A 306-nucleotide genomic window follows, 5' to 3' on the forward strand; every position below is an offset into this window, starting at 1 on the left:
TGGCGCCACCTGTGCGAACGAATGTCTACACTGTGCTAAGGCCCACATCGCAAGAAGCGAAAAGCGGATCTGGCTGTTTTGGTTCAGCGAACAGTCCATTTGCGATGGCGACGCTGACTCACCTTTTCGCCCTTACGGCGAGTCACTTTTTGTCAAACGCGACAAAAAGTAACCAAAAAACGCTGCGCTCCCATCATCCGGCCCCTGCGCTTCGCTCCGGGGTTCCCTCACTCCGGGCTTGCTCCCGGGAGGACCGCGCTGCAGGCCCCATCCTGGGGCCCAGCGCTTGACGGGCATCCATGCCCG

This window comes from Pseudomonas sp. XP2, assembly GCF_053557975.1.